General features: G+C 66.4%; 13 protein-coding genes. 10 read left to right on the top strand and 3 right to left on the bottom strand.

Annotated features, from left to right (window positions below; genetic code table 11):
* Positions 1-11: 11 nt before the first annotated feature.
* Positions 12-548, bottom strand: coding sequence for a hypothetical protein (locus tag KWG56_RS08785; protein ID WP_219354466.1), 537 nt, complete (start codon positions 546-548; stop codon positions 12-14).
* A 77-nt stretch (positions 549-625) separates the two neighbouring features.
* Complete coding sequence (locus KWG56_RS08780; RefSeq protein ID WP_219354465.1) at positions 626-1,171, bottom strand: DUF2061 domain-containing protein; 546 nt, start codon at positions 1,169-1,171, stop codon at positions 626-628.
* Positions 1,172-1,396: 225 nt separating this feature from the next.
* On the opposite strand from KWG56_RS08780, the gene guaB reads away from it, so the two are divergent.
* From guaB to KWG56_RS08745, 7 genes are all read left to right on the top strand, one after another.
* Positions 1,397-2,854, top strand: a complete 1,458-nt coding sequence (gene guaB / locus KWG56_RS08775; protein WP_201099480.1) for an IMP dehydrogenase — start codon at positions 1,397-1,399, stop codon at positions 2,852-2,854.
* A gap of 4 nt (positions 2,855-2,858) precedes the next feature.
* Complete coding sequence (locus KWG56_RS08770; protein ID WP_201099481.1) at positions 2,859-3,251, top strand: MAPEG family protein; 393 nt, start codon at positions 2,859-2,861, stop codon at positions 3,249-3,251.
* 9 nt (positions 3,252-3,260) lie between these two features.
* Positions 3,261-4,562, top strand: coding sequence for an RsmB/NOP family class I SAM-dependent RNA methyltransferase (locus KWG56_RS08765; protein ID WP_219354464.1), 1,302 nt, complete (start codon positions 3,261-3,263; stop codon positions 4,560-4,562).
* A complete protein-coding gene (locus tag KWG56_RS08760) occupies positions 4,559-5,266 on the top strand; it encodes a 5'-methylthioadenosine/S-adenosylhomocysteine nucleosidase (protein ID WP_244999709.1) in 708 nt (235 codons plus the stop codon). Before KWG56_RS08765 ends, KWG56_RS08760 begins: the two co-directional genes overlap by 4 nt.
* A complete protein-coding gene (guaA, locus tag KWG56_RS08755; RefSeq protein WP_219354463.1) occupies positions 5,263-6,825 on the top strand; it encodes a glutamine-hydrolyzing GMP synthase in 1,563 nt (520 codons plus the stop codon). Before KWG56_RS08760 ends, guaA begins: the two co-directional genes overlap by 4 nt.
* 290 nt (positions 6,826-7,115) lie before the next feature.
* On the top strand, positions 7,116-8,369 hold the full coding sequence (locus KWG56_RS08750) for a tyrosine-type recombinase/integrase (RefSeq protein ID WP_040349340.1): 1,254 nt from the start codon (positions 7,116-7,118) through the stop codon (positions 8,367-8,369).
* 136 nt (positions 8,370-8,505) lie between these two features.
* The gene (locus tag KWG56_RS08745; protein WP_008260164.1) at positions 8,506-9,045 is read left to right on the top strand and encodes a hypothetical protein; all 540 of its coding nucleotides are present in this window, start codon (positions 8,506-8,508) and stop codon (positions 9,043-9,045) included.
* Between the two features lie 259 nt (positions 9,046-9,304).
* On the opposite strand, the gene KWG56_RS08740 is transcribed toward KWG56_RS08745, so the two are convergent.
* A complete protein-coding gene (locus tag KWG56_RS08740) occupies positions 9,305-9,589 on the bottom strand; it encodes a helix-turn-helix transcriptional regulator (protein WP_008260373.1) in 285 nt (94 codons plus the stop codon).
* 660 nt (positions 9,590-10,249) lie between these two features.
* Here KWG56_RS08740 and KWG56_RS08735 point away from each other — a divergent pair.
* The 3 genes from KWG56_RS08735 (at position 10,250) to KWG56_RS08725 (ending at position 15,018) form a co-directional block, all read left to right on the top strand.
* Positions 10,250-11,497, top strand: a complete 1,248-nt coding sequence (locus tag KWG56_RS08735) for an IS110 family RNA-guided transposase (protein ID WP_003167293.1) — start codon at positions 10,250-10,252, stop codon at positions 11,495-11,497.
* Positions 11,498-11,918: 421 nt separating this feature from the next.
* Positions 11,919-13,922 carry a ParB/RepB/Spo0J family partition protein gene (locus KWG56_RS08730; protein WP_008263418.1) on the top strand — a complete coding sequence of 668 codons (2,004 nt, stop codon included), beginning with the start codon at positions 11,919-11,921 and terminating at the stop codon, positions 13,920-13,922.
* A 22-nt stretch (positions 13,923-13,944) separates the two neighbouring features.
* On the top strand, positions 13,945-15,018 hold the full coding sequence (locus KWG56_RS08725; protein WP_244999708.1) for a HEPN domain-containing protein: 1,074 nt from the start codon (positions 13,945-13,947) through the stop codon (positions 15,016-15,018).
* The last annotated feature ends 15 nt before the right edge of the window (positions 15,019-15,033 follow it).

The following is a 15,033-nucleotide window of genomic DNA, read 5'->3' as shown; positions in this document are numbered from 1 at the left end:
GGGCAGGCGGATCAGTCGTCGTCGCCGGTGCGGCGGTAGAAGCCGTCGATGTCCGAACCCAGACCGCAGAAGCGCGAGGCTGCGTCGCTGTCGGTGACGAAGATACCTTCCGGTCCCACGCGAACCTGAATGATCGGGGGATTGGGGCCGATATTGGCGGCGGTCAGCACGTTCTGATCGCCGTCGAACGGCACGAGACGCGCGGTGATGACATCGTCTGAGTCCTGAGGCCCGACCGCCTGAAGTTCGCAATCGCCGGGCGTCAGGGCGCTGTTGCGAGGCGGCGCGGCGCGGAAGACGACGCGCAGAAGTTCCCCTTCGCTGATCAGGTCCATGCTGGCGCGGGTGGGCTCGGACCGTTCGAACACGGCGATCGGCTCCGCCCGTTTTGCGGCGGCCTTTGGCGTCGGTTGAGCCGGGGCAGGCGCGGGGGCGGCTTCGATGGGGACGGCCGCAGCGGAGGCGTCAACCGGCGCGCTTTCGGCAGGAGACTGGCTGCAGGCGGCTGCGGTCAGCAGGACGAGGGCGGCGATCGACAGGTTGCGCATGAATGGCTCGCTGAATTGAACAGTTGTCAGTTTTCAGGCCTCTTTCGCCAGTCGTCAAGGGGCACGCCATAGGACGATCAGGCGGCGGCCGCCTGTTCGCGGGCGCGGCGGGCCTCGATGCGGGTCCAGATCCGGTCGTGCAGGGTGAAGAAGACGGTCTGCACCAAGGGCTCGATCATGCCGATGGCCAGGGCCGTGGTGATGTCGCGCGTCAGGGCGAAGGCCACCGTCACCGCGACGGCGAAATGCATGACGCCATAGGTGACGGTCTTCAGCGCCACCTGTTTGAGCGAGCGGGGCAGGGCGTGGCTGTGACCGCGATGGGCGTCATGGGACCGCTGCTGCTCCGCGGGCGACATGATGTCGAGGCGGGCGGTGAAGGCCTCGGTCGCCTCTTCGATGCCGGAGGCCAGTCGGCGGCGCTCGACCCGGTGCCAGACCCGGTCGTGGATCGAATAGGCGATGGTCTGGAAAATCGGCTCAACCACCCCGACCGCCAGTGCCAGCCGCCAGTCGCGGGTGATGGCGAAGGCCACCAGGATCGCCACGACCAGATGCATGACGCCATAGCTGGCGATCTTCAAAGCCAGTTTGCGCGCGGTGCTGAGGATGACGCCGACCATGGCGTTAGAATGGTGGTCCTGCGAATGAGTTGCAAACCGGATTTTTCTATCCGCGCCATAGGCTGAGGTTTGGCGGTGGAAACAGGCACGACCATGCCGACGCCCGCGCGGTTTCAGCAATCTGTCGCCAAGCGTGATCGCGAAAGGTGGAAGATGTGGCCCGCCAGCCCTTGCGGTCGCCCCCCGCAGACCGTTATACGCGGCCCGCAAAACGGAGACTCCCCCATGGAGATACGCGAAGGACTCACCTTCGACGATGTTTTGCTCGAACCCGGTCCGTCCGAGTTCATGCCAGCCGAAGTCGATGTCTCGACCCAGCTGACGCGCGACATCAAACTGAACATCCCGCTGCTGTCGTCCGCCATGGACACAGTGACGGAAAGCCGCCTGGCCATCGCCATGGCCCAGTCCGGCGGTCTGGGCGTTCTGCACCGGAACATGACCATCGAGGAGCAGGCCGATCAGGTCCGCGCCGTCAAACGCTATGAAAGCGGGATGGTGGTCAATCCGGTTACGGTCGGGCCCAAGACCACCCTGGGCGAGGTCCGCCAGATCGTCGCCGCCAAGAAGATCACCGGCTTCCCCGTCGTCGATCCCGACACCGGCAAGCTGGTCGGCATGCTGACCCACCGCGACATGCGGTTCGAGAACGATCTGAACGTCACGGCGGCTTCGCTGATGACGACGGGCGACCTGATCACGGTGCGCGAAGGCGCCAGCCGTGAAGAGGCGCGCGAGCTGCTGCGCACCCGCAAGATCGAACGCGTCATCGTGGTCGACGAGGACTACCGCGCGGTCGGCCTGATCACCATGAAGGACATCGAGAAGGCCCAGGCCTTCCCGAACGCCGCCAAGGATGAGCAGGGCCGCCTGTTGGTCGGCGCCGCATCGACCGTCGGCGACGCCGGTTTCGAACGCGCCATGGCCCTGGCCGAAGCGGGCGCGGACGTGGTGGTGATCGACACCGCCCACGGACACTCCGCCTCGGTGGCGGCGGTGGTTGAGCGCATCAAGCGCGAAAGCAACCGCATCCAGATCATCGCCGGCAATGTGGCCACCTATGACGCGACGCGCGCCCTGATCGACGCGGGCGCCGATGCGGTGAAGGTGGGCATCGGTCCGGGCAGCATCTGCACCACCCGCATCGTCGCGGGCGTGGGCGTGCCGCAGCTGACCGCCGTGATGGACGCCGCCCGCGCGGCCCGCGACAGCGGTGCGCCGGTCATCGCCGACGGCGGCATCAAATACTCGGGCGATCTGGCCAAGGCCATCGCAGCGGGTGCCTCGGTGGCCATGATGGGTTCGATGTTCGCCGGAACCGACGAAAGCCCTGGCGAGGTCTTCCTGTACCAGGGCCGGTCCTACAAGTCGTATCGCGGCATGGGTTCGGTCGGCGCCATGGCGCGCGGATCGGCGGACCGCTACTTCCAGAAGGAAGTTTCGTCCGAAAAATTGGTGCCGGAAGGCATCGAGGGCCAGACCGCCTACAAGGGACCGATCGCACCAGTGCTGCACCAGTTGGTCGGGGGGCTGCGCGCCTCGATGGGCTATGTCGGCGGCGCCAACATCCTCGACTTCCAGAACCGGGCGCGCTTCGTGCGCATCACCGGCGCGGGCCTGCGGGAAAGCCACGTCCACGACGTGATGATCACGCGCGAGGCGCCGAACTACAGACAGGGATAAGGCCATGACGACCGAACTGACCTATCTGACTCTGACGCTGCTTCTGGCGCTGGTTCAGGTGATGCTGCCCGCAGCGGCGCGGACGGTCGAGTTCGGTTCGAAATGGAATGCGGGCGCACGAGACACGACGCCGGAGGCGAGAAAACCGCTGACGGGTCGCCTCGAGCGCGCGCAGGCCAACCTGTATGAAACCCTGCCGCTGTTCATCGGCGCAGTGCTGATCGCCCATGTGGCCGGAGCGCACGGCGTTCTGACCGCGTGGGGGACGGCCCTCTATTTCTGGGCGCGCGTCGTCTATGTGCCGCTCTACGCCCTTGGCGTGCCCTATGTCCGGTCGCTGGTCTGGCTGGTCTCGCTTGCGGGACTAGTGATGGTCATTGCGGCCCTGTTCGTCTGAAAGATCTGAGTGACCCCAGCCGCCCGTCTCGCCGCCGCCGCCTCCATCCTGGACTCCATCGCCCAGGGTCGCCAACCGGCTGAAGCCGTCCTGAAAGCCTGGGGCGGCGCAAACCGCTACGCCGGGTCCAAGGACCGGCGCGCCATCGCCGACCGCGTCTACAAGGTGCTGCGCGCGCGCGGCCGTCTGTCATGGATCATGGGCGGACGCGAGGATGGCCGCGCCCTGGTCATCGGTTCGCTGCACGCCATCGACGGCCTGCCGCTGGAGGAGATCGAAGTCCTGCACGCAGGCGACGGCTATGGCCCGCGTCCGCTGTCGAAACAGGAGCGCAGCCGCATCACGGCAGGGCAGGGCGAACTGCCCGGCTGGGTCGCCGCCGGTCTGCCCGAGTTCGTGGTCGAGGATTTCAAGGCCATCTTCGGCGAGCGCTGGGCCGACGAAGCTCATGCCCTGATGGCGCCGCGCGCGCCCATCGACCTGCGCGTCAACGGCGCGGTCGCCACGGTGGAGGAGGTCGAGGTCGAACTGCGCGAGGCCGGTCTGGACGTTTCGCGGACGCCCTGGTCCGAATGGGGCCTGCGCGTGCCGTCCGAGCCGCCGCCCAACATCCAGGCGCTGGAAGGTTTCAAGGCCGGCAAGTTCGAGATTCAGGACGAAGGCAGTCAGGTCGTCTGCTGGCTGGCGGGCGCTGAACCCGGCACGACGGTGGTGGACTACTGCGCGGGCGGCGGCGGCAAGACCCTGGGTCTGGCCCAGGCCATGGGCGCGCAAGGCAAGCTGGTCGCGTCTGATGTCGTGAACAAGCGTCTGGAGAACATCCGCCCCCGTCTGCAACGCGCAGGCGTCGAGGCGGATCTGGTTCTGATCGGTCAGAACGGCGGCGGTCTGGAGGACCTGAACGGGCAGGCTGATCTGGTGTTCGTCGATGCGCCCTGCTCTGGGTCCGGCACCTGGCGTCGCCGCCCCGAGGACGCCTGGCGTCTGACGGCGGAAGAGGTTGAGAAGCTGCACGGCCTGCAGGTCCGCATCCTGGGTCAGGCCGCCAAGCTGGTGAAGCCGGGCGGGCGTTTGGTCTATGTCACCTGCTCGATGCTGGCGCGTGAGAACGAGGCCAGCGTGGACGCCTTCGAGGCCGCCAACACTGATTTTCGGCCTGTCGCCGTCGCCGAACTGCTGTCGGCGGGGCAACTGACCGACGCGGCGCGCGCCAGGTTCAACGAACTGACCGATGGCGCGCGTCTGCGGCTGTCGCCCCTTTCGGCTGACACCGACGGCTTCTTCGCCGCCGTTTACGAGCGCACGGCGTGAGTGCTGGGCGCCAGGAGCGATACGGCGACGTCTCGGTCCTGTGCGTCATGGCGGCCCCGGCTGAGTACGGCGAAGACCTGCGCGCCCGCATCCAGCCCCTGATGACCGGCATCGGTCCGGTCGAGGGGGCGGTGGTGCTGAGCGCCGCCCTGGCGCGGCTGGAGGCGGCGGGCGACCTGCCGGACCTGATCGTGTCGCTGGGGTCGTGTGGATCGCGGGTGCTGGAGCACGCCGTGGTCTATCAGGCCTCTTCCGTCGCCTATCGCGACATGGACACCAGCCCGTTGGGCTTTCCCAAAGGGGTGACGCCGCTGCTGGGCCAGCCTGCGGTCCTGCCCCTGCCGTGCCCCATTCCCGGCGTGCCGGTCGCGCGCCTGTCGACCGGCGGGAACGTCGTGTCCGGCTCCGCCTATGACGCCATCGACGCCGAGATGGTGGACATGGAGACCTGGGCCCTGGTCCGCGCCGCCCAGATCTTCGGCCTGCCTCTGATCGCCCTTCGCGGCGTGTCGGACGGCCGCGCCGAGTTGAAGGCGCTGGAGGACTGGACCTCCACCCTGCATCACGTCGATCAGAATCTGGCCATCGCGCTGGACCGCCTGATCGAGGTGCTTGAGGTCGACGGCCTCGCCGCCCTTGAACTTTCGGCCTTACCCGGCCAAGACCCCGCGCAACTTCCCGCCCCGGATTCGATCACGCCATGACCGCACCCAAAGACCACCAGAAGGTCCTCATCGTCGATTTCGGCAGCCAGGTGACCCAGCTGATTGCGCGACGCCTGCGCGAGGCCAGCGTCTATTGCGAAATCCACCCCTTTCAGAAGGCCGAGGCCGCCCTGGCGGCCATGAACCCGGCGGCCATCATCCTGTCGGGCGGCCCCGAAAGCGTGCACGAGGAAGGCAGCCCCCGCGCGCCCCAGTCCGTGTTCGAGGCGGGCGTGCCGGTGCTGGGCATCTGCTACGGCGAGATGACCATGTGCGAACAACTGGGCGGCAAGGTCGAGGGCGGCCATACCCGTGAGTTCGGCCGCGCCGAGATCACGGTCCAGAAGGCCTCGCCCCTGCTGGCGGACCTGGCGCCCGTCGGCGAAGAGGAAACCGTCTGGATGAGCCATGGCGACAAGATCGTCGCCATTCCGCAGGGCTTTGACGTCGTCGCCTCGTCTGAGGGTTCGCCCTATGCGGTGATCGCCGATGAAGCGCGCCGCTTCTATGGCGTCCAGTTCCACCCCGAGGTGATGCACACCCCGCGCGGCCATCAGATGCTGAAGAACTTCACCCACGGCATCGCGGGCCTGAAGGGCGACTGGACCATGGCGGCCTATCGTGATGAAAAGATCGCCCAGATCCGCGAACAGGTCGGCGACGCCAAGGTGATCTGCGGTCTGTCGGGCGGCGTGGATTCGTCGGTCGCCGCCGTGCTGATCCATGAGGCCATCGGCGACCAACTGACCTGCGTCTTCGTCGACACCGGCCTGCTGCGGAAAGACGAGGCCAAACAGGTTACGACCCTGTTCCGCGAGCACTACAACATCCCCCTGATCCACGTGGATGCGGCGAAGGAATTCCTCGGGGAACTGGCCGGTCAGTCGGACCCCGAGACCAAGCGCAAGACCATCGGCCGCGTCTTCATCGAGATCTTCGACCGTGAGTCCGCCAAGATCGACGGCGCCGAATTCCTGGCCCAGGGCACCCTGTATCCCGACGTGATCGAGAGCGTGTCCTCGTCCAGCGGCAAGGCCCACGTCATCAAGAGCCACCACAATGTCGGCGGCCTGCCGGACTATATGAAGCTGAAGCTGGTCGAGCCGCTTCGCGAACTGTTCAAGGACGAGGTCCGCGCCCTGGGCCGTGAACTGGGCCTGACCGACGCCTTCGTGGGCCGCCACCCGTTCCCCGGACCGGGCCTGGCCATCCGCATTCCCGGCGAGATCACCCCCGACGCCGTCGCCACTCTGCAAGACGCCGACGCCATCTATCTGGAGGAAATCCGCAAGGCCGGCCTCTATGACGACATCTGGCAGGCCTTCGCCGTCCTGCTGCCGGTCAAGACCGTCGGCGTCATGGGCGACGCCCGCACCTACGAAAAAGTCCTGGCCCTGCGCGCCGTCACCTCCACCGACGGCATGACCGCCGACTTCTACCAGTTCCCCTGGGACGTCCTGGCCAAAACCGCCACCCGCATCATCAACGAAGTCCGCGGCGTGAACCGCGTCGTCTACGACGTGACGTCCAAGCCGCCGGGAACGATCGAGTGGGAATAGTCCCGACCCTTCGGCAGCATTCGGTATCGCTTCCGAAGCGGCCTCTAAAGGCCTGACAACATTGTGAATTCTGTCGAGACCCTTCGGAGCCATTCGGAGGGTCTTTTTTCGTTTTGTCGGACTGGCCGACGGTACGCCGCTGCATTGATCTGGCGGACTCGGGCTCATACCGTCCTGACATCGGGCCGCGGTCTGACGGTATTCATTTCCAGCAAGTCATTGAGATGAATGAGAAAAAGCCGTCTTGGCGGGACCGATTTCGAGGACCGACGGAGAGAGGCGATTATACCGTGCTTACCGACACTGCGCTGAAGAATTTGCGACCGAAAGCAAGGGCTTACAAGAGTACCGACAGGGACGGCATGTACGTCTATGTCTCGACGGGCGGCGCAATCTCATTCCGCTACGACTATCGGTTCAACGGCCGTCGAGAGACCTTGACGCTCGGGCGTTACGGCAGCGCCGGATTGACGCTGGCCCAAGCCCGTGAGCGGCTGATCGAGGTGAAGAAGGCGATCGCGGACGGGGTGTCGCCCGCGGTTGAAAAGCAGCGCGCCAAACGTCGCCTGAAGGAAGCTCACGATTTCGCACAGGTCGCCCAGGGCTGGATGGACCGCGCGCCGATGGCGGACAGCACCCGCGACATGCGCCGGGCGATTTTCAATCGGGACATCCTGCCGAAGTGGAAGAACCGCCTGCTGAGCGAGATCACACCCGACGATCTGCGGGCCCACTGCAAGGCGATTGTGGATCGCGGGGCGCCCGCCACGGCGATCCATGTCCGGGATATCGTCAAACAAATCTACGGCTGGGCCATCCTCCACGGCGAGAAGATCGACAATCCTGCGGATGACGTGGGTCCGGCTTCGATCGCCACCTTCCGGCCGCGCGATCGCTCACTCACCCCAGCCGAAATCCGGATCATGCTGATGCTCCTGGGTGAGGTCGCGACCCTGCCGACCATCAGGCTCGGCTTGAAGTTCATCCTCCTCAGCATGGTTCGGAAGAGCGAACTTCAGGACGGGGTGTGGACCGAGGTGGATTTCGACAATGCGGTCTGGTCGATCCCGGCTGCGCGCATGAAGCGCTCACGCCCTCACAACGTCTACCTCTCCACCCAGATGCTCGACATCCTGGTCGCTCTGAAGACCTGCGCCGGCAACTCGAAATACATCCTGCCGTCGCGCTATGACGCCGATGCGCCGATGTCGCGGGCGACTTTCAACCGCGTCACCAGTGCGATCGCTGAAAGGGCCGGAAAGGGTAACCTTCCGCTCGAGCCCTTCACCGTGCACGACCTGCGGCGGACGGCCTCGACCCTGCTGCACGAGATGGGCTTCAACTCGGACTGGATCGAGAAAGGGCTCGCTCACGAAGAGCGATCTTCGCGAGGCGTCTACAACAAGGCGGAGTTCGAGACCCAGCGCCGCCACATGGCGCAGGAATGGTCGAACGCCGTGGACGCCTGGGAAGCGGGCCGCGCCTACACGCCGGTTCTGACCGTGTCAGAGGTCAGCGCACCGCGTTTTGATCCGAAATTTTGAAATGCGTCGGGATGCCAGCAGAAAATGCAGGGACAAGGACATGATCGACGCGCGGGATAAGGCTGCCGCCACCAAGCGCACGGCCGTCCGGCCGGGACTGCGCAAGCGGTCGCCGGACCTGTTGGGACTGTAGGCCATGGCCGGGCCGTATTTTCCGCCGCTGGAAGTCGCGGGGCAGACGCTCGCGTTCGACCATCTCGAGCCCTTCGTGCTGGAGATGGCCACCCAGTCGCGTCCGAACGGCGTGAAGATCGATGTCCGGTTTAGCAACCACTGCTTCAGTGAAACCTTCGACGCCGCCCAGCACGACGAAACTGCGGTCGCGGTCTGGGATGGTCCGAGGCGGCGCGTCTTCTGTCCGATCCGCTATGGGCTGTCGCAGGCGCTCCCGCATATCCTGAAGGGTCTGCCGACGGCGCACGTCTATCAGACCCCGGAGGCGAACTTCCTGCGGATCGGTGTGCGCAACGACGGCGGAGCAGGGGACTACAGGGTTTTCTTCCGGGTCAAGCGCGGCGCCGACGCGGGCGTCGATCTCAAGCTCTTCGTGGAAAGCGCCTACAGCCCGGAGCCGGCGCAGGCGCTCGCTATTGCGCACATGAGCAAGGTTCGCTTCGCCGTTCTGATCGACAAGACGCTGAAGGGCGAAAAGCTGAAGTTCCACCGGAAAAGATAAGGGCGCCCGGAGGCGCCCTTATCAGAAGTCACTCGGTAGCCGCTTCCGGGATCGAAATCCCTATCTCGCTCACGCGTGGACCTCCGAAGAGGCGGGTGAGGCTGTTTCAACCGATCTGGCCTCGGGACGACATATAGCTCGCGGGGGTGAAGAAATCAATTATCGGCCCTGGAAGCCCGTGTCCCGTCCCCCTTGCCTCCGCCATCCCCGGCTGAAGCAGTCGATAATCCGCTCGCCGTTTTCTAAAGCGAGGCGCGGCTTACAGGTGCGGTCGGGAGGCGCCCGGCCCGTCGTGGACGGGGCGTGATCGGCGCAGGCGCACATCCGGAGCCTTGGCCGGCGTGACGGGGGTGCGGCGGCGTTTCTCCAGCCAGGTCTGCACCTCCGACAGATCCCAGACCACGCATCGCGGCGTCAGCCGGAAGCGTCTGGGGAACTCCCCGCGCTGCTCCATCTCCCAGATGGTGCTGTCTGCGAGCGGCACCATCTGGCGCAGTTCCGGTTTCTTGATCGTCCGTGGCAGGGGCGAATGGGTCTGTCCCATGATGCATCTCCTCGTTCGGGTCGATTCGAACCGAAAGATGCCGCAGGGAAAACACGCAGGCCCGCGGTGTTGGTCTTACGGTTCTCAGCACCGTCTGCGCAGACGTCGTCTGATGACGCCCGGTCGCTTAGTCGACGGGTCACCGATCCCAGTCACTCCGCCGCGGTCATCCCGCACCGCAGGATGGGCGCCGCCTTCTTCAGGCTCCTTCCTCGCTGCAACTGGGTATCGTGGCCAGTGACCGATAAGCTCCGGTTCTTAGCGGTCGACTTTGACGACGGAATGCACGGTTCGTCGGGCTTGCAGAGCTAAGGGCTCCGCCCTCGCGCGCGCCAGGGTGAAGCGGCTGCGCCGCCGGACCGGCCGGTCTCCCCGACCTTCCGCGCCGGCGAGGATCGTCATGATTGGCATTGGCGTCAGGCTTGTGCAGGTCGGGCGATCCCTGTTCCACTCATGACGCTCCTCGCGGGCGCGTCTAGGATCGTCCCACGGGCTGATCTGTCGGGAGTCACCTGGCGATCCTGCGCCTTCGAGCGCCCAGAGGGGACGTGTGCCCCGACGGATTGGCCGTGATCGACGCCCCGTGGGGAGTTTGCGCCTTCGAGCGCCAGAACAGGGCCGGCGAGGATTACGGCCGCCCGACCTGGAACGGAGAAGGTGATGACAGATGGAATAGCAACTTACGTCGGCGTCGATTGGGCGTCCGTCACGCACTATGCCTTCGCCCTCGATCCCGAGGGCGGCAAGCTCGGGTACAAGGGCTTCGTCCACAGCGGCGATGGCTTGGCCGAGCTTGTGGAGTGGATCAGGCGCACTGCGGCCGTCGAACCGGGCCGTGTGGCGATCGGCATCGAGGTTCCGCACGGACCGGTCGTGGAGAGCCTCATGGAGGCGGGCTTCCAAGTCTATGCCCTCAACCCCAAGCAACTCGACCGCTTCCGTGACCGGTTCACGGTCGCCGGCGCCAAGGATGATCGGCGCGACGCCCTGGTGCTCGCGGACGCCCTGCGGACCGATCGGCAGGCTTACCGACTGCTGGAACCGATGCATCCGACCATCATCGAACTGCGAGAATGGTCCAGGATGACCGAGGACCTCTCGGCCGAGCGCAATCGACTGGCCAATCGGTTCCGGCATCAGCTTTGGCGGTATTTTCCCCAGGTCATCGATCTGGCCGAAGACTGGGCCAGCCTCTGGATTCTTGACCTGTGGGATCTGATCCCGACGCCGGCGCGGGCCAGGACCGTGAGGCCCGAGACCGTGGCCAAGCTGCTCAAGCGCACCAAGGTCCGGCGCTGGACCGCGGACACCCTGTTGGAACAGTTGCGATCCACGCCGCTGATCGTCGCGCCCGGCGTTGCCGACGCGTGCGTCGCCCATTGTCGCGTCATCCTCCAACGCTTGCGGCTGGTCATTGATCAGCTCCGCACGGCGTTGAAGCATCTGGATCGCCTGTCCGCGGCGGTCGCGGCCATCCCGTCGACCGATCCGACGCCCCCGCGCCACCATGATCCGGAGATTCTGCAGTCCATTCCCGGCGTCGGACCGATTGTCCTGGCCGCCCTGTTGTCGGAAGCGCACGACGCCGTGGTTCGGCGGGACGCCCAAGCCCTTCGTGGCCTGTCGGGCGTGGCGCCGGTGACCCGGCGCAGCGGCAAGCAGACGCTGGTGATCATGCGCCAGTCGTGTCCGCGTCGGCTCCGGACAGCGGTCTACCATTGGGCGCGCGTGGCCGTGATGCGGGACTTCAATTGCCGCAACCGGTATGCGGCGCTCAGGAAGCGCGGCCATTCCCACGCCCGGGCGCTGAGGTCGATCGGCAGCCGCTTGATCGGCGTCGCCTGCGCCATGCTGTCGACGGGCGAACTGTTCGACGCCGCGCGTCAGCCTCAGCAAGCCTCGGCCTAGACTCTCGATGAGCATTCTTGTTTGGCCGGCCTTGCGGGCCGGCCGTGCTTAGGGCTCCGCCCTCGGCGCACTTCGGCACGCCTTCCGCCCAGCTTCAGTCCCATGCGAGGGGCGTCGATCTCTCGGGATCGTCAGGCCCTGCAGCCGGGTCCCCGCGAAGGCGCACCTCCGTTTGCACACCCGCTGCTCGCCGCGAGGCAGGCGTCATGCGGCGCGCTTGCGCTCGCATGACAGCCCTGCCCGGAGGCGGATTGGTGAGAGCAGTGATCGGTATCGGCACCGGACATTTTCCACTTGAAAAAGGTGGGGAGTCCCCTCCGGCCGGTCCGCCCTGGCCCTTGCTACCCCGGTCTCGCCGACGGGCAGGGTTTCAGGCGCGCAGTTCGCGTGCCTGCAACCCTTGCCCAAAGGAGGCAGAGACATGACTGCTCAATCCATCGAAACCGTCGCGACCGAGGCGACCACCCCCGCCCATGGCGCGGAGATCACCGTGCCGCTGAACCGGCTCAAGGCTTCACCGAAGAATGCGAGGAAGACGCCCCACAGCCCGGCGACCATCGAGGCCTTCGCGGCCTCGATCAAGGCCAAGGGGGTGTTGCAGCCGCCCGTGGTCGAGATCGAGCGGGACGGGGAAGGCGTTCCGACCGGGAGCTACCTCGTCAGCATCGGCGAGGGGCGCCGTCAGGGGCTTCGGCTGCTGGCCAAGCGCAAGGCGATCAAGCGGACCCATCCGGTGCGGGTCATCGTGGACGCCGAGAACGACGCCCACGAGATCAGCCTCGATGAGAACATGACCCGCGAGGCCATGCATCCCGCCGACCAGTTCGAGGCCTTCCAGCGACTGGCTGTCGAGAAGGGCTACGGCCCCGAAGAGATCGGCGCCCGGTTCGGTGTGTCCGCCCATGTCGTGCGTCAGCGTCTCCGGCTCGGCTCAGCGGCTCCGGAGTTGATGGCGGCCTACCGGGCCGGGACGCTGGCGCTGGATCAGTTGAGCGCCTTCTGCGTCAGCGAGGATCAGGACCGGCAGCGGCAGGTGCTGGAGCAGGTCGGCCCCCATACCCCGGCCTACGCCATCCGGCGCGCCATGACCGAGGCCAAGGTGAGCGTCGGCGACCGGCGCGTCCGCTTCGTCGGCGTCGAAACCTATAAGGCCGAAGGCGGCGGAATCCTCCGGGATTTGTTCACCGAGGACGGCGGCGGCTGGCTGGAGGACGTGGTCCTGCTGGACCGGCTGGTCGGCGAGAAGCTGTCCGGGTTGGCCGACGAGGCGCGCGAACGGGAGGGCTGGAAGTGGGCGGAGCCCGCCCTGGACTATCCGGACGTCTCGGCCTTCGGGCGGGTCTATCCGGTGGCCGTCGAACGGTCGGAGGCGGACGCCGCCGAGATCACGGCCCTGTCGGAGGAATATGACCGGATCGTCTCCGAGGCGGGCGCGGAGGGGCTGTCGCCCGAAGAGGATGCGCGGCTGGAGGAGATCGACAAGAGCTTGCAGGCCTTCGGTCCGGACTTCGACTACGCCGCCGAGGCCAAGGCCCGGGCGGGGGTCGTGGTGATGCTCGGCCATGACGGTCTGGCCCGTTTCGAGCGCGGACTGGTCCGCGCCGAGGACGCGGTCGCGCCGCCGCCGGAAGAGGAGGCGGTCGAGGACTGCGGTGGCGACGCCGACGCCGAGAGAGGCGGGCGCGCGCCGGAGCCGGAAGAGGTCGGGAGCGCCCTGTCCGACCGGCTGGTCATCGACCTCACGGCCCACAAGACCATGGGCCTGCGCGACGCGGTGCAGGCGGATGTGGGCGCGGCGCTGGCGACCGTGGTTCATGCCTTGGCGCTGCAGGTCTTCTATCCGGGATATGGCCTCTGGACGCCGCTGCAGCTTCGACTGTCTGTCAGCGGTCTGGAGCGGCTGGCGCCGGGGGTGGACGACGGTCCTGCCGGTCGGCGGGTTCGGGACCGGTGCGAGGCTTGGGGCGCGCGACTGCCCGAGCGGGCCGAGGACCTGTGGGGCGTGGTGTTCGGGTTGGCTCCATCGGACCAGTTGGACCTGATGGCCTGCTGCGCCGGGGTCGGCCTCTACGCCGTGCGTGACCCCCACGACCGGCGACCCGGCGCCTTGGCGCAGGCCGAGACGCTGGCGACGGTGGTCGGCCTCGACATGGCCGGGACGTGGTCGGCGACGGCGGCCAGCTACTTCACGCGCGTCCCAAAGACGCGGGTGCTGGAGGCGGTGACGGAGGCCGTCAACGCGGAGGAGGCGGGCCGGATCGCCGGGTTCAAAAAGGGCGACATGGCCGAGGCGGCGGAACGGCTGGTGGAGGGCAAGGGGTGGTTGCCCCCGGTCCTGCGGACGGTGTCCGATGCGGCGGAGCCGGAGGACGAAAGCGCGAGCGAACCGCGCGATGACGACGCCTATGCGTTCGCGGCGGAATAGCCGTCGCTGAGAGACTGAAAACTTGCCGCGCGCCCTTTTAGGGGCGCGCGGCTTTTTCATCGGCGCCGCCGTGCGGCGGCGAAGACCATCGTTGGGTACGACGCTCGCTCGGCGAGGCGGACAGGTCGAAGACGGCGTATTCAGCCTTGCCGTGTGCGGCCGTATCGCGGAGACTCCAGCCATGAAGAAGAGCCTCGATCATCTACCGCTGCGCAAACAGGCCGAACTCCGTCAGGTGGTCGAGACTGTGCGCGCGGCGTTCGAGGAGGCGATCTCGACCCGTCGCGCCGCGCGGCTCAAGGACGGCAGGATTCTCAAGGTCATCCTCTACGGCAGCTATGCGCGCGGCGACTGGGTCCATGACCCCGTCGGGCGCTACTTCTCGGATTTCGACCTGCTGATCGTCGTCGATCATGAAGACCTGACCGACGGCGAATTCTGGTACGAGGCCGAAAACCGGACCATGCCCATCGGGCCTGACATCCGCACGCCCGTCAGCCTCATCGTCCATTCGCTCGACGACGTGAACGAGCAACTGGATCGCGGTCGCTATTTCTTCGCCGACATCGTGCGCGAAGGCGTGCTGCTCTACGACACGCCGGGCGCCAAGCTGCACAAGCCGGCGGACCTCAAGGCGCGCGTGGCGCTGGAGGAGGCGGAGCGGCACTATGAGAAATGGATGACGAGCGCAGCCAGCTTTCGAAAAGTGGCGGCCTTTTGCATGTCGGACGATGAGCCGAACCTAGCCGCCTTCAATTTTCACCAGACAGCTGAACATCTTTATCATGCGGTGCTTCTGGTCGTGACGCTCTACAGCGGCAAGGCTCACAACCTAGCCTTCTTGCGTAAGAAGGCCGAGGCTATCGACCCTCGCCTAGCCGAGGCCTGGCCCCGCGAGACCAAGTTCGAACGCCGCTGTTTCGAACTCCTGCGCGAGGCCTATGTGAAGGCGCGCTACTCCGAGCACTACAGGATCAGTGGCGACGAACTCGCCTGGCTCTCGGAGCGAGTGAACGTGCTTCGCGTACTCGCGGAGGAGGTCTGCAAGGCGCGGCTCGCAGAACTCCTTGAAGCAGCCTCTAAAGACGACGCTTAAGCAACCGATCAGAAG

This window comes from Brevundimonas nasdae, assembly GCF_019395145.1.
GTDB lineage: Bacteria > Pseudomonadota > Alphaproteobacteria > Caulobacterales > Caulobacteraceae > Brevundimonas > Brevundimonas nasdae.
The sequence above is the reverse complement of the archived record's forward strand: the minus strand, read 5'-3'. Positions and strand labels throughout refer to the sequence as shown.

Coding starts and splice junctions, on each gene's coding strand:
- guaB (WP_201099480.1), top strand. CDS start 1,397: ATGGAGATACGCGAAGGACTCACCTTCGACGATGTTTTGCTCGAACCC.
- KWG56_RS08730 (WP_008263418.1), top strand. CDS start 11,919: ATGACTGCTCAATCCATCGAAACCGTCGCGACCGAGGCGACCACCCCC.
- KWG56_RS08735 (WP_003167293.1), top strand. CDS start 10,250: ATGACAGATGGAATAGCAACTTACGTCGGCGTCGATTGGGCGTCCGTC.
- KWG56_RS08770 (WP_201099481.1), top strand. CDS start 2,859: ATGACGACCGAACTGACCTATCTGACTCTGACGCTGCTTCTGGCGCTG.
- KWG56_RS08740 (WP_008260373.1), bottom strand. CDS start 9,589: ATGGGACAGACCCATTCGCCCCTGCCACGGACGATCAAGAAACCGGAA.
- guaA (WP_219354463.1), top strand. CDS start 5,263: ATGACCGCACCCAAAGACCACCAGAAGGTCCTCATCGTCGATTTCGGC.
- KWG56_RS08780 (WP_219354465.1), bottom strand. CDS start 1,171: ATGGTCGGCGTCATCCTCAGCACCGCGCGCAAACTGGCTTTGAAGATC.
- KWG56_RS08785 (WP_219354466.1), bottom strand. CDS start 548: ATGCGCAACCTGTCGATCGCCGCCCTCGTCCTGCTGACCGCAGCCGCC.
- KWG56_RS08745 (WP_008260164.1), top strand. CDS start 8,506: ATGGCCGGGCCGTATTTTCCGCCGCTGGAAGTCGCGGGGCAGACGCTC.